This is a genomic window from Stenotrophomonas sp. 3(2025), from assembly GCF_052665395.1.
This window is the reverse complement of the sequence record NZ_JBQOIF010000002.1, coordinates 44,372-57,662: the sequence shown is the minus strand read 5'-3', so window position 1 is coordinate 57,662 and position 13,291 is coordinate 44,372. Positions and strand designations below refer to the sequence as shown.

At 68.7% G+C, this 13,291-nt stretch carries 12 protein-coding genes; 6 read left to right on the top strand and 6 right to left on the bottom strand.

The window, feature by feature from the left end:
* Positions 1-7 precede the first annotated feature (7 nt).
* The 5 genes from ACUXVE_RS01795 to dnaQ form a co-directional block, all read right to left on the bottom strand.
* Positions 8-1,429, bottom strand: coding sequence for an FAD/NAD(P)-binding protein (locus ACUXVE_RS01795; RefSeq protein ID WP_445513697.1), 1,422 nt, complete (start codon positions 1,427-1,429; stop codon positions 8-10).
* A gap of 24 nt (positions 1,430-1,453) precedes the next feature.
* On the bottom strand, positions 1,454-2,872 hold the full coding sequence (cls, locus tag ACUXVE_RS01790) for a cardiolipin synthase (protein WP_445513790.1): 1,419 nt from the start codon (positions 2,870-2,872) through the stop codon (positions 1,454-1,456).
* 207 nt (positions 2,873-3,079) lie between these two features.
* The gene (rpmG, locus tag ACUXVE_RS01785) at positions 3,080-3,247 is read right to left on the bottom strand and encodes a 50S ribosomal protein L33 (RefSeq protein WP_170272460.1); all 168 of its coding nucleotides are present in this window, start codon (positions 3,245-3,247) and stop codon (positions 3,080-3,082) included.
* 10 nt (positions 3,248-3,257) lie between these two features.
* A complete protein-coding gene (gene rpmB / locus ACUXVE_RS01780; RefSeq protein WP_005411638.1) occupies positions 3,258-3,494 on the bottom strand; it encodes a 50S ribosomal protein L28 in 237 nt (78 codons plus the stop codon).
* 240 nt (positions 3,495-3,734) lie between these two features.
* Positions 3,735-4,244 carry a DNA polymerase III subunit epsilon gene (gene dnaQ / locus ACUXVE_RS01775; RefSeq protein ID WP_208081474.1) on the bottom strand — a complete coding sequence of 170 codons (510 nt, stop codon included), beginning with the start codon at positions 4,242-4,244 and terminating at the stop codon, positions 3,735-3,737.
* A 203-nt stretch (positions 4,245-4,447) separates the two neighbouring features.
* Here dnaQ and ACUXVE_RS01770 point away from each other — a divergent pair, with 203 nt between their 5' ends.
* The gene (locus ACUXVE_RS01770) at positions 4,448-5,680 is read left to right on the top strand and encodes a nucleotide disphospho-sugar-binding domain-containing protein (protein ID WP_445513696.1); all 1,233 of its coding nucleotides are present in this window, start codon (positions 4,448-4,450) and stop codon (positions 5,678-5,680) included.
* On the opposite strand, the gene ACUXVE_RS01765 is transcribed toward ACUXVE_RS01770, so the two are convergent.
* Positions 5,649-6,542 carry a LysR family transcriptional regulator gene (locus ACUXVE_RS01765; RefSeq protein WP_445513695.1) on the bottom strand — a complete coding sequence of 298 codons (894 nt, stop codon included), beginning with the start codon at positions 6,540-6,542 and terminating at the stop codon, positions 5,649-5,651. The two genes, ACUXVE_RS01770 and ACUXVE_RS01765, sit on opposite strands and share 32 nt — an antisense overlap.
* Positions 6,543-6,652: 110 nt before the next feature.
* Between ACUXVE_RS01765 and ACUXVE_RS01760 the strand changes: the two genes are divergently transcribed.
* From ACUXVE_RS01760 to ACUXVE_RS01740, 5 genes are all read left to right on the top strand, one after another.
* Positions 6,653-7,051, top strand: a complete 399-nt coding sequence (locus ACUXVE_RS01760) for a RidA family protein (RefSeq protein WP_445513694.1) — start codon at positions 6,653-6,655, stop codon at positions 7,049-7,051.
* Between the two features lie 161 nt (positions 7,052-7,212).
* On the top strand, positions 7,213-7,557 hold the full coding sequence (locus ACUXVE_RS01755; protein ID WP_445513693.1) for a hypothetical protein: 345 nt from the start codon (positions 7,213-7,215) through the stop codon (positions 7,555-7,557).
* A gap of 56 nt (positions 7,558-7,613) precedes the next feature.
* Positions 7,614-8,867: a TolC family protein gene (locus tag ACUXVE_RS01750; protein ID WP_445513692.1), complete on the top strand. Its 1,254-nt coding sequence runs from the start codon at positions 7,614-7,616 to the stop codon at positions 8,865-8,867.
* Positions 8,864-10,057 (top strand): efflux RND transporter periplasmic adaptor subunit, encoded by a 1,194-nt coding sequence (locus ACUXVE_RS01745; RefSeq protein ID WP_222388120.1) that lies wholly within the window; start codon positions 8,864-8,866, stop codon positions 10,055-10,057. The genes ACUXVE_RS01750 and ACUXVE_RS01745 overlap by 4 nt, the downstream gene beginning before the upstream one ends.
* A 9-nt stretch (positions 10,058-10,066) precedes the next feature.
* Positions 10,067-13,276 (top strand): efflux RND transporter permease subunit, encoded by a 3,210-nt coding sequence (locus ACUXVE_RS01740; protein WP_445513691.1) that lies wholly within the window; start codon positions 10,067-10,069, stop codon positions 13,274-13,276.
* Positions 13,277-13,291 lie beyond the last annotated feature (15 nt).

Here is a 13,291-nt window from a genome sequence, read left to right as displayed (position 1 = left end):
CTCCATTTTACGGCATCGACGTCGCAGCTCCTGCGACCACCTGCGTGGCGAGTGCCTGCGCCTGCTGACGCAGTTCAGGCACCGCCAGGCTTTCCCACAGGCTGCCGATGCGCAGGCTGCCAAGTACCCCCAGGCGCGCCTGTGGCTGGCCAGCCGCTGCACACAGCCGGTCGCCCGGCACGCTGCTGTCCAGTCCCAGCCCATGCGGCCCGGGGCGGGCCAGGCCATCGGCCTGCAGCTGCTGCAGCAAGGGATTGCGCAGTGCCGAGGCGCGGGTCTCCACACCGGTGGCATTGACCACCGCAGCGATCGTCCACTGCACGTTGCCGCCGCCCGCCTCGCGACCCGACAGCCGCAGGACATCACCGTCGCGCCACACGCGCTGCAGGCGGGCGCGGTGAACGCGCAGCTGGCCGCTGGCCTGCAGCGCCTGCAACTGCTCGGCCACCGGTTCAGCAATGCGATGGCGGTGCACGTCCCAGTAGCGCACCACGTGGCGCAGGAAGCGGCGCTGATCGGGGGCGTCCATGCTCTGCCACAGCGCCTGGCCGTGCGGGCGGATGCGATCCATCACGCCCTGCCACGGGATGCCGTCGGCCTGTGCGTGCCGTGCGTGCTGGCGCAGTACGCGCAGGCGCTGGCGCAGGGTCATCGGCAGCAGCTCCTGCGGGTCGAACGCCGGCAGGCCGCCGTGGGCGTGCGGCAATGGCAGCAGGCCGTGGCGCGAGATCACGTGCAGCGGCCCGCTATGGCCAGCAGCCACCAATGCCAGCACGGTGTCGGCCATGCTCAGCCCGGAGCCGACGATGGCCAGGGCATGGTCACTGGCCAGCGTGCGTACGCCGTCATAATCCCAAGCTTCGGCCACGTCATCGGCAGATAGCGCGTCGACGCCGTCCACCGGCAACGGCCGCATGCTGTTGCCGGTGGCGATCACCACCTGCGCTGCATGCAATGTTTGGCCATCGCCCAGCTGCAACTGGTAACCGCGGTCATCCGGATGCAATGCCAACACCGGCTGGGCCACGATCTGCAATCGCGCCGCACTGGCCGCTTCGGCCTCGCGCAGGCGCTGCTGCAGGTAGGCAGCGAAGTAGTGGCGACACACATAGCGTTCGCCCAGCACTTCGCGCGCCTCGCCCGGATAGGCGTTGGCGGCCTGCAGGAAATCGAGGAAGTCGCCGGGCTGGTCGGCAAAGGCGCTCATCTTCGCCGCCGGCACGTTCAGCAGGTGCTCCGGCCACGGCGTGGCATAGGCAATGCCCTGTGCCAGCTGCGAGGCCGGCTCGAAGATGGCCAGCGCCAGCGGCGCTCGGGCCTGGCGCAACACCTGGATCGCCACCAGCACCCCAGCCGCACCACCGCCGATGATCGCCAGGTCCAGTTCGCCACTACGCGGTGAATCAGTCATGCGCCGATTGTAGGCCATCGGCCCTGCCCGGCTGGCGCCGGCCTACATCAAGGCATCGGCCAGGCGCGCGATGCCCTCGCGGCTGCGCAGCCACGTGGGACGCTTGCGCCACTGCTCCAGGTCCAGCAGGCGCGACTGGCGCAGGTAGTCGTCCTCGATGGCACACAACTGCGTGACCAGTTGTCGGTCGTAGCAGATCAGGCCGATTTCGGCATTCAGCGCGAACGAGCGGATATCCATGTTGATCGACCCGAGCACGGCGATGTCCTCATCCACGCTCATGTGCTTGGCATGCAGGAACTGCGGCTCGTACAGCGCGATCTGCACACCGCAGCGCAGCAGCTCATCGTAGTAGGCCTCCTGCGCCCACGAGGTCAGCCGCTGGTTGTTGCTGGCCGACAGGATCAGCTGCACCTGCACGCCGGACAGCGCGGCGATGCGCAGTGCACTCAGCGTTGCTTCGTCGGGCACGAAGTAGGGCGTGACCATCACCAGCCGGCGCCGGGCAAGATGGATCAGCGCGGCCACCGCATCGCGCGCGTTGCTGTACGGGTAGGCAGGGCCACTGGGCAGCAGCTGGGTGGCGATGTCCTCGCTGCACACCGGCACGTCGGCGATGACCTCCAGGCGCTGCCCGGTTTCGATGTACCAGTCGCTGGCGAACACGGCTTCAAGGTGCGCCACCGCAGGCCCGCGCACGCGCGCCACCAGCTCGCGGTTGGGGTGGCCGGCAACGAATTCAGGGCGCGCCAGGTTCTGCGAACCTACATAGCCCACTTCGTTGTCGATCACCGCGATCTTGCGATGGTTGCGCAGGTCCATGCGCCCGCTGCGGCGCCAACGCAGGCCGCCGGGCAGCATCGCGCGCACTTCGATGTCACGTGACCGCAGCCGCTTGCTGTATGCGCGCAGGCCCCGCTTGGCGCCGACCGCATCCAGCAGCACGCGGCACTGCACGCCGCGCGCTGCGGCACGCTGCAGGGCTTCGACGATGGCCTCGCCCACCGTGTCATCGAACATCAGGTAGTACAGCAGGTGCACCCGGTCCTGGGCCTGGTCGATGTCGGCGATCAGGGTATGCAGCGATTCGCTGTAGTCGGTCAGCAGGTCGACCGCGTTGCCGTGCACCGGCATGAAGTCGCCCTGGCGCTGCACCAGCGGCACCACTTCGGCGCTGGCGGTATCGGGCTGCGGCGTCCAGCGCAGGCGGCGCTGCAGCGCCTGTTCTTCACGGATGACCTGCGAGGCCTCGGCCTGCCGGCGGATGCGCTCGCGCGACAGCCACGGATGCCCGAACAGCAGATAGAGCGGCAGGCCCAGCAGCGGCACGAAGCCGACCAGCAGCAGCCAGCTGCGCGCCGCGCCCGGCGTGGTGCGGGTGGGGATCCAGCACAGCGCCACCAGCCGGATCAGCCAGTCGATCAACAGCAGGTACGAGCCCAGCAGCCACTCGAACAGCATCGCGTCGCCCGTTGGGAGGTGTGGGGCCATTCTGCCCAGCGGGGTGTGCAGAGTCGAGCAGCGCTGGGGACAGCGTGCCGACCAACGGTCGGCACCCACGGGGTCGGAACGTGTCGGTCAAGGTCGACACCTACCAGGGGCGGGGGGCCACAAAAAAACCCGCCACGAGGGCGGGTTTTTTCGGAAGCGACCCGCAATCCTTGCGGATTACTTGATCTTGCCTTCCTTGTACGGGACGTGCTTGCGCACGACCGGATCGTACTTGGAGAATTCCATCTTCCCCGGGGTGTTCTTCTTGTTCTTGTCGGTCGTGTAGAAGTGACCGGTACCAGCGGTCGAAATCATACGGACCTTATCGCGCTTGCCTGCCATGATCGTCTACTCCTCAGACCTTTTCGCCGCGCGCACGCAGCTCAGCCAGAACGGAATCGATACCGTTCTTGTCGATGGTGCGCAGTGCATGCGCGGAAACACGAAGCTTCACCCAGCGGTTCTCGCTGGCAACCCAGAAGCGGCGCTCGTGCAGATTCGGCAGGAAACGACGACGGGTCTTGTTGTTGGCGTGCGAGACGTTGTTACCCGTCTGCACTCGCTTGCCGGAAACCTGGCATACGCGGGACATGGCGCACCTCGATAGTAAGTTGTGTCTCCCCGTAGCCCGGGGGACGGCGGCCTCGGTGGTTGCCCACCACACGTCAAGAGAATCAAAGGGTTACGCTGGCGTTGGGCGGCCGGGGACGTGCTCCCGGGGGCGCCGCCCGGCACGAAACCGGACACAGCGAGCCGCGCATTATGCACGCAATCAAGACCTTGCGCAACTTACCCACAGGCCACGCCTGAACACGATGGCGGCGCCCTGCCCTCAGCGCAGGTGCGGCACCACCTGGGCCAGCAGGTGGGCATCCTTCAGTGCGCCATGCAGGCCGCGGGTACCGGGAATGCGCAGGCGCTGCAGCACATCGTCGAGCTTGTTGGGCATGCCCGGCCAGCGCTTGCGGGCCAGCTTCAGGCTGCAGGTCACGCGGCAGTGCTGGGCCAGCCCTTCGGCGATGCCGGCCAGGCGCAGCTCGTTGTCGAGGAAGCCGACGTCAAAGGTGGCGTTGTGCGCGACCATCTCGCTGCCACGCAGGAACTCCAGCAGTTCGGCGGCCTTGCTCGCAAACAGCGGCTTGCCCACCAGCATGGCATCGCTGATGCCGTGCACGCGCTGCGCGCCCCAGTCCACCTTCCGCTGCGGCTGCAGGTAGGTGTGGAACTGGCGGCCGCTGAGTTGTCCATCGACCAGTTCCACCGCCCCGATTTCAATCACCCGATGGCCCAGGCGATGCGAGATACCGGTGGTTTCGGTGTCCAGTGCGACGACGCGGCTCACGGCGCACGCCGGTATGCAGCGGCCGGCATGCGGCAGACAAGGGACGGTAGGGATGGCAGTGCGGTCATGCGGTGCTGGATCCTGTTGCGCGCGCCCCGTGCGGCGGGGGCAGATGAGGCGGGATTGTCCCACGCGGTGCGTCGGCAGGAGCGCGGACGAACACAGCGATGCCGGCATACTGGTGATTCACTGCGGAGGCTCCAATGCGACTGCTGGCCCTCACCTACGGCACCGAAGGCGATACGCGCCCGCTGGCCATGCTCTGCCATGGGCTGATCGCGGCCGGTCACGAGGTCATGCTGCTGGCCGACGGCGGCACCCTCGACAGCGCGAAGGCCTTGGGCGTCCCGCACGCCGCGCTGGAAGGCGACATCCACGACGAAGTGGTGGCGCTGGTCTCACGCGGCAATGGCGTTGCCGCCGCCAGCACCGGGCTGGCACGGATGGCGCTGCAACATGTCGCCGGTTGGATGCGCCAGGCCGATGCTGCTGCCGACGGCTGCGATGCGATCCTGACCGGTGGCCTGGCTGCGTTCGTCGGCATGAGCGTCGGCGAGCGTCGCGGCTTTCCGGTGATCGGCGCCGGCATGATTCCGCTGACGCCGACGCGCGCGTTCCGCTCGCCCTTCCTGCCGCCCGGACGCTCGCCGGGCTGGTTGAACCGGGCCAGTTATGGCCTGGTCAACGGCCTGATCTGGCGACAGTTCCGCGGCCCGATCAACACGGCCCGCCAGCACGCCGGGCAGCCACCACGACGTTCCCTCTGGGCTGGCCTGCCGATGCTGTATGGCATCTCGCCACAGCTGCTGCCACCGCCTTCGGACTGGCCGGCCGACCACCTCGTGTGCGGCCAATGGTCGGCCCCTGCTGCGCCGTGGCAACCGTCGTGCGAACTGCGGGCTTTCCTCGATGCAGGACCGCCGCCGGTCTATCTGGGCTTCGGCAGCATGACCGGCTTCGAGCGCGAGCGTGTGCTGCCGGCGCTGTTGTCGGCGCTGGCGCCACGCCGCGTGCTGCTGTTTCCCGGTTGGGTCGGCGTGCCCGACATGACGCTGCCCGACTCGGTACGGGTGATCGGCCCGACCCCGCATGAAGCGTTGTTGCCGCGCTGCGCACTGGCGATCCACCACGGCGGCAGCGGCACCACGCATTCGGCATGCCGCGCCGGCATACCGTCGATGGTGATGCCGTTCGCCGCCGACCAGTTCTTCTGGGCCGATCGACTGCAGCACCTGGGCGTGGCACCGGCGCCACTGTCACCCAAGCGGTTGCAGCCGAAGGTGTTGGCCGATGCACTGGCGTTCGCCGAGCATGCCGATACACGCGCACGTGCGGCCGCGCTGGGCGCTGCAATGGCGAACGAGGATGGAGTGGCATGCGGCGTGGCCGCACTCGAGCGGTGGCTCAGCCCAACGTCTCCACCACCCAGTCAATGAACACCCGCAGCCGCTGGCTCATGTGCCGGTTCGGCGGGAACATCACGTGCATCGGCATCGGCGGCAGCTGCCAATCGTGCAGCACGGGCAGCAGCTCGCCGCGCGCCACATGCGGTTCGGCCATGTAGCTGGGCAGCGCGACCACGCCGAGGCCGGCCAGGCCAGCGGCCAGATAGGCGTTGCCATCATCGAAGCCGATTGAGTAGCGCCCCTGCACCTCGACGCGCTCGGCGCCACGCTGCGCGGTGAACACGCGGGCGCGGCCACTGCGTGGGCTGAGAAAACCGACCGTGTGGTGGTCCGGCCCTTCCAGCGCGCGCGGGTGTTCCGGCACACCGAACCGCTGCACATAGCCCGGGCTGGCATGGAAGCCGATCGGCAGGCGCGCCAGCGGTCGTGCCACCAGCGCGGGATCGGCAGGCGCGCCACCACGGATCACGCAATCGACGTTGTCGGCGATGACATCGACCTCGCGGTCGCTGACGCCGATGTCCAGCTGGATCTCCGGATAGCGGGCCTGGAAATCCGGCAGTGCCGGCACCAGCCGCAGGCGCGCATACGGCCCCGGCACGTCGACGCGCAGGCACCCGCGCGGTTGTGCGGCGGCCTCGCCCAGCCCCCCTTCGACCTCTTCCAGCTCGGCCAGCAGGCGCACGATGCGCGGGTAATACGCCGCGCCATCGGCGGTAACGCTGACCCGGCGCGTGGTGCGGTTGAGCAGCCGCAACCGCAGATGCGCTTCCAGCTGCTGCACCAGCTGGGTGACCGTGGTGCGGCTGAGCTGCAGGGTGTGCGCGGCGCGGGTGAAGCTGCCGGTCTCCACCACCCGGGCGAACGCGCGCATCGCTTCGAAACGGTCCATGGCCGTGGCTGTGATTGTTTGGAATATGCAATCAATCTAGACAGATGATCACGGTTTATCCAGACAGCGGTGGCGGGGAGGATGGTCCGCTCCCGTCTGGAATCCGTCCCATGTCCCACCGTGATGTTGTCTTTCCCGCCGGCCGGCAGGCGCTGTACGAGCGCAACCGCTATTCGCCGGCGATCCGATCCAATGGCTTCCTGTTCGTCTCCGGCCAGGTCGGCAGCCGCGAGGACGGCTCGCCCGAACCGGACTTCGAGACCCAGGTCCGCCGCGCCTTCGAGAATCTCAATGCGGTGTTGGCCGCCGCAGGCTGCACGTTCGATGACGTGATCGACGTGACCGTGTTCCTGGTCGATCCGGAAACGAACTTCGAGAAGGCCTGGGCGATCGTGCCCGAGTACTGGGGCCAAGCGCCGCACCCGACCCTGACCGGCATCGGCGTGACCTGGCTGTATGGGTTCCAGTTCGAGATCAAGGTGATCGCCAAACTGCCCGCAGACCGGTAGTGCCGGCCGTTGGCCGGCAGCGCATTGCGCCAGCAGGGTTCATGGGATTGCCGGCCAGCGGCCGGCACCCCGGACACCCGCCTGAACGGAACACGCCGACAAATTCCCGAGGTGGCCATTGATATTGTATCCACCGAAAACCGCTTGCTAGCCTCCCCTCCATGCGCCGGATCGCCCGCCACCTTCGTTCGACCCTGCTGATGCTGCTGATGGCGGCATTCGTGGTCGTGCCGGTGGCCGATGTGCTGGCGTGTGCGGTGGAACCGCACGACAGCACGGTGGTGCATGTGCAATCCGGCGCCGAAGACGCCGACGGTGACAGTGACAACGACGGCAAGCACGCCGCTGCCTGCAGCCACAACCACTGCCACCACTCCAACCTGAGCCTGCCGGCGAGCACCTTCGCCGCCTTTGGCACGCCGCAACCGGCGCGCTGGATGAACGCAGGCGACGCGGCGACCTATGCGGTCGCCCAGGACGAACTGGCACGTCCTCCCCGGGCGTGAGTTGAGCGCGTCCCGCAATCGCGGGCTCCCGTTTCACTCACAACCGGAATCCCCCTATGTCGATCCTGACACCTCGGTCGCCGCGCGCGGCCGGGCTGGTCGTCGCCGTGCTGCTGGGCCTGATCCCCGCCGCACAGGTCGCCGCACAAGCCGCACCTTCGTACGACACCCTGCTTGAACGCCTGGACCAGCTGCCCGGCGCCCGCGTCGGCGCGGCACTGGCCGAGGCGGCCGACGCCCGCGCCGACCAGGCCCGGGCGCTGCCCAATCCATCCCTTTCCTGGTCCGCCGAAAACGCTTGGGGCACAGGCGCCTACGGCGGCATGGGCAGGGCCGACACCGTGCTTACCCTGTCCCAGCCGCTGGAGGTCTGGGGCCAGCGCGGCGCGCGCGTCCGCGCCGCCCGCGCCGAGGCACAGGCCGCTGCCCTGCGGGGTACGCAGAGCCGCAGCGATGTCGCCAGCCAGTTGGCGGCGATCTACGCACAGGCCGAAAGCGCCCTGCGTCGCTACACGCTGGCCGAAGAAGCGCTGAGCCTCACCCGCGACGATGCGGCGGCGGTCATCGCCATGGTCAAGCATGGCCGCGAGCCGCAGTTGCGTGCCGTGCAGGCACAGAGCGAAGTGGCCAATGCCAGCGCCGCGCTGGATGAGGCGCAGGCCTTCCGCGACGCCGCGCTGGCCCGCCTGGCAGGTGCGGCCCTGCTGGATGCACCGGTGCAGACCATCGACAACAGCCTGCTCGATCGCGCACCGCCAGTACCGCCTGGCGCCACCGATGTGGCTCTGGCCGTGCGCGTGGCCGAAGCCGAAGTTGATGCGGCCGGTCGTCTAGTCGACGTCGAGCGCAAGCGTGCCCTGCCGGACCTCAGCGTTACCGCCGCGCAGACGCGTTTCCGCGAGGACCGCGAACAGGCCTACACGCTCGGCGTGAGCCTCTCGATCCCGTTGTTCGACCGCAATCGTGGTGGCATCCGCGCCGCCAGTGCCGAACAGCGCGCGGCCGAAGCGCGCTTGGACCAGCAGCGGCGCGACAGCGAAGCCGAACGCTTGTCGGCGGTAGCGGGCCTGAAGGCCGCCGGCAGCCGCACCCGCGCGGCCGACGAAAGTGTGGTAGCCGCCGAGGAAGCCTATCGGCTGGCGCGCATCGGCTTCGACGCCGGGCGCATCTCGCAGCTGGAACTGCGCAGCACCCGCAGTGCCCTCATCGCCGCCCGCGGCACCGCTGTGGACGCGCGCCTGTCGCGCGTTGGCGCGGAAATCGATCTCGCCCGCCTTGAAGGGCGCGCACCCTTTGTGGAGGCCCGATGAACCTGTCCCGTTCTTTTCCGCTGGTTGGCGGCTTGTTGCTGACTGCATTGCTGGCCGGTTGTTCTGGTAACACACAGGCCCCGAATGCCTCGGAGCCCGCCGGCAAGGCAACAGCCGACGATGGCCACGCCGCCGACAGCACCGACGCCAAGGCCGAAACCGGCAACGCGGCAGATGCCGATGAAGGCGTGGTGCAGCTGACGCCAGAGCAGATCAAGGCATCCGGCATCGACGTGGTGGCCGTCGGCCGCGGCGGCGGTGGTTCGACGCGGCTGTCCGGCCGGGTGGAACCGTCGATCGGTGCACGTGCCTCGGTCGCTTCCACCGTGACCGGTCGCGTGGAGCGCGTGCTGGTCGCACCGGGCACGGCAGTGAAGCAGAACCAGGCGCTGGCGATCGTGGTCAGTGGCGAGGCGGCCGTGTTCCGCGCCAATGCGGTTGCCGCCGCCGCGGAGGCCGAGGCGGCGCGCCTGGCCCACGGCCGCGACAAGGCACTGGTCGAACAGGGCGTGGTCGCTCGCCAGGAACTGGAAACCTCACGCGCGCGCTCGCTGGCGGCGCAGGCGCAGGCCGCTGCCGCGCAGGCACAGGCCGCCGCCACCGGTTCACCCGACAGCAGCGGCCGCGTGCGCATCACCAGCCCGGTGGCCGGCATCGTCGGCAACGTGCAGGTCACGCCCGGCGGCGTGGTGGCGGCCGGCAGCCCGGTGGCCGACGTCGCCGATCCGTCGATGAACGAGCTGGTGTTCACCGCGCCACCGGCGCTGGCCGCGCAGGTCACGCCGGGCATGACGCTGGAAGTGACCGTGCCGGGCGGCAGCTTCAGTGCCACCGTCACCGGTTCGGCCGCCGATGTGCGCCAGCAGGGTGGCGTGGCGGTGATCCGTGCCACGCCGGTGGGTGCCGCATTGCCACCGGCCGGTTCGCCGGTATCGGCGGTGGTGGTCACCGACGGCAAGGACGGCGCGTTGAGCGTACCGGCTGATGCGGTACAGAACGTCGGCGGCAACAGCGCGGTATTCGTCGCCGTCGAGGGCGGCTTCAAGGTGCAGCCGGTACTGGCCGGCCGACGTGCCGGTGACCGCATCGAGATTCTCAGCGGCTTGAACGGCGACGAACGCATCGTCGGCGCCAACGCGTTCCTGCTCAAGGCCGAACTGGCCAAGGGCGAAGCCGAGCACGGGCACTGAGGACCTTCCATGTTCAAGCTCATCATTGAAACCGCGGTACGCCACCGCTGGCTGGTCGTGGCCCTGGCTGCACTCGTTGCCGCCGTGGGCCTGTTCCAGCTCGGCAAGCTGCCGATCGATGCGGTACCGGACATCACCAACCGCCAGGTGCAGATCAACACCGTGGCACCGGCACTGACGCCCGAGCAGATCGAGCGGCAGGTGACCTATCCGCTGGAAACCGCGCTGGCCGGCATCCCCGGCCTGGCCACCACCCGTTCGCTGTCGCGCAATGGCTTCTCGCAGGTCACCGCGATCTTCACCGATGCCACCGACATCTACTTCGCCCGCCAGCAGGTGGCCGAGCGCATGCGCGAGGCCGCCGAAGCGCTGCCCGAGGGTGCCTCGCCGATGCTGTCGCCGGTCACCACCGGCCTCGGCGAGGTGTTGATGTGGACGGTGGACTTCACCGCGTTCGACCCTGCGAAGCTGGCCAAGCCCGGTGAAGCTGGCTGGCAGGCCGGCGAGGTCTACCGCACGCCGGAAGGCAACCTGCTGCGCACGCCGGAAGAACGCGCCACCTACCTGCGCACCGTGCAGGACTGGATCATCGCGCCGCAGATGCGCTCCAGCCCCGGGCTGGCGGGCGTGGACACCGTCGGTGGCTACGTGAAGGAATACGGCGTGCATCCGGACAGCGCGCGGCTGGCCGCGCATGGCCTGGGCCTGGCCGATCTGGTGACGGCCCTGCAGCGCTCCAACGTGCAGGCCGGTGCCGGCTTCGTGCAGCGCGCCGGCGAAGGCCTGGTGGTGCGTGCCGACGGTCTGGCACTGACCACCGACGACCTGGCACAGGCGCCGGTAGCCACCCGCAACGGCGTGGTGGTGCGGGTGGCCGATGTGGCCGATGTCGGCCTAAGCCGCGCACCGCGCCTGGGGGCGGCCAGCCGCAACGGCCACGAGGCCGTGCTCGGTACCGCGCTGATGATCGCCGGCGGCAACAGCCGCACCGTGGCCCAGGCGGCCGCCACACGGCTGCAGCAGGTCAATGCCTCGCTGCCGGCGGACATCGTGGCCGCGCCGGTGCTGGACCGCAGCGTGCTGGTCAATTCCACCATCAAGACCGTGGCCAGGAACCTCACCGAGGGCGCGCTGCTGGTGGTGGTGGTGCTGTTCCTGCTGCTCGGCAACCTGCGCGCGGCGACGATCACCGCACTGGTGATCCCGCTGTCGTTCCTGTTCGCGGTGATCGGCATGAACCGCTTCGGCATCAGTGGCAACCTGATGAGCCTGGGTGCGCTGGACTTCGGCATCCTGGTGGACGGCGCGGTGATCGTGATCGAGTCGACGCTGCTGATGCTGGGCCAGCGTCGTGCCGAACTGGGCCGTGCGTTGACCGCGATGGAACGCCTGCGCGTAGCGGCCGATTCGGCGCGAAAGATGGCACGACCGGCCGCGTTCGGCCAGCTGATCATCCTGCTGGTGTTCGCACCGATCCTCACCCTGGAAGGTGTGGAGGGCAAGACGTTCCACCCGATGGCCGCCACGTTCATGCTGGCCCTGGTGGGTGCCTTCATCTTCTCCTTCACCTTCGTGCCGGCGATGGCCGCGCTGATGGTGCGCGAGCCGAAGCCGAAGGAAGGCGAGGCACACAGTGATGATGGCCAGCACGAAACGAAGCTGATCCGCGTGCTGCGTGGACGCATCGAGCCGATCATCCGCCAGGCCGTCGCGCGGCCGCGCGCGGTGATCGCCGGCGCAGCGCTGATGCTGCTGGTGGGCATTGGCTCGTTCGGCCTGCTCGGCCGCGAGTTCATGCCTACCCTGGATGAAGGCAACGTGGCGATGCAGGCACTGCGCGTCCCGTCTACTTCGCTGGAGCAGTCGCTGGCGATGCAGCTGGCACTGGAGAAGGCCATCGCCCAGCAACCGGAAGTGGAAACGGTGTTCTCGCGTACCGGTACGGCCGAAGCGGCAATCGACCCGATGCCGACCAACATCTCCGACAGCGTGATCGTGCTCAAGCCACGTGCGGACTGGCCCGATCCGAAGCTGGGCAAGGAGGCGCTGGTGGCCCGCTTCGAAGCACTGGCCGGCCAGCAGCTGGGCAACAGCTTCGAGTTCAGCCAGCCGATCGAGCTGCGCTTCAACGAGCTGATTTCCGGCGTGCGCACCGACCTGGCGGTGATGATCTTCGGCGATGACTTCAGCCAGCTGCAGAAGGTGGCCGACCAGGTGGCGCTGAAGCTGCGCGCGGTGGAGGGCGCGGCCGATGTGCGGGTGGAGCAGATTTCCGGCCTGCCCACGCTCAACGTCAAGATCGACCATGTAGCGGCAGCGCAGTACGGGCTGACCGCCGCCGACGTCAGCGATGCGCTGTCCACCGGCATCGGCGGCATGGCAGCCGGCAAGATATTCGAAGGCGACCGTCGCTTCGATGTGGTGGTGCGGCTGGATGACAGCGCACGCAACGATCCGGATCAGCTGGCCTCGCTGCCGATCGCCACGCCGGCCGGTGTGGTGATTCCGCTGTCCTCGGTAGCGCGCATCAGCGTCAGCGAAGGACCGAACCAGATCAGCCGCAACAACGGCAGCCGCCGGGTGGTGGTGCAGGCCAACGTGCGCGGCCGCGACCTCGGCGGATTCGTTGGCCAAGCACAGGCCGCCGTGGCCGACGTGGCGCTGCCGCCCGGTGCGTACCTGACCTGGGGTGGCCAGTTCGAGAACCTGCAGCGCGCGGAAAAGCGCCTGGCCACGGTGGTGCCGGTGGTATTCCTGCTGATCGGCAGCCTGCTGTTCATGGCCCTGCGCAGCGGCAAGGAAGCGGTGCTGGTGTTCAGCTGCGTACCGCTGGCGCTGGTCGGCGGCATCCTCGCCCTGCTGCTGCGCGGCATGCCGTTCTCGGTGTCGGCCGCAGTGGGCTTCATCGCCGTGTCCGGCGTGGCCACGCTCAACGGCCTGGTGCTGATGCAGGCGATCCGCGAGCGCCTGGACGCCGGTGACGTGCCGATGATGGCCGCGATCAATGGTGCATCCAGCCGTATCCGCGCGGTGCTGACCACCGCACTGGTGGCCATCGTCGGCTTCATTCCGATGGCGATCGCCAGTGGTTCCGGTGCGGAAGTGCAGAAGCCGCTGGCGACGGTGGTGATCGGTGGCCTGATCACCGCCACGGTGCTGACCCTGCTGGTGCTGCCGACCTTCGCCGCGCGCGTGGCCAAGGTGCGGACGGCTGGCTGAAAGTTCACGGGGTCG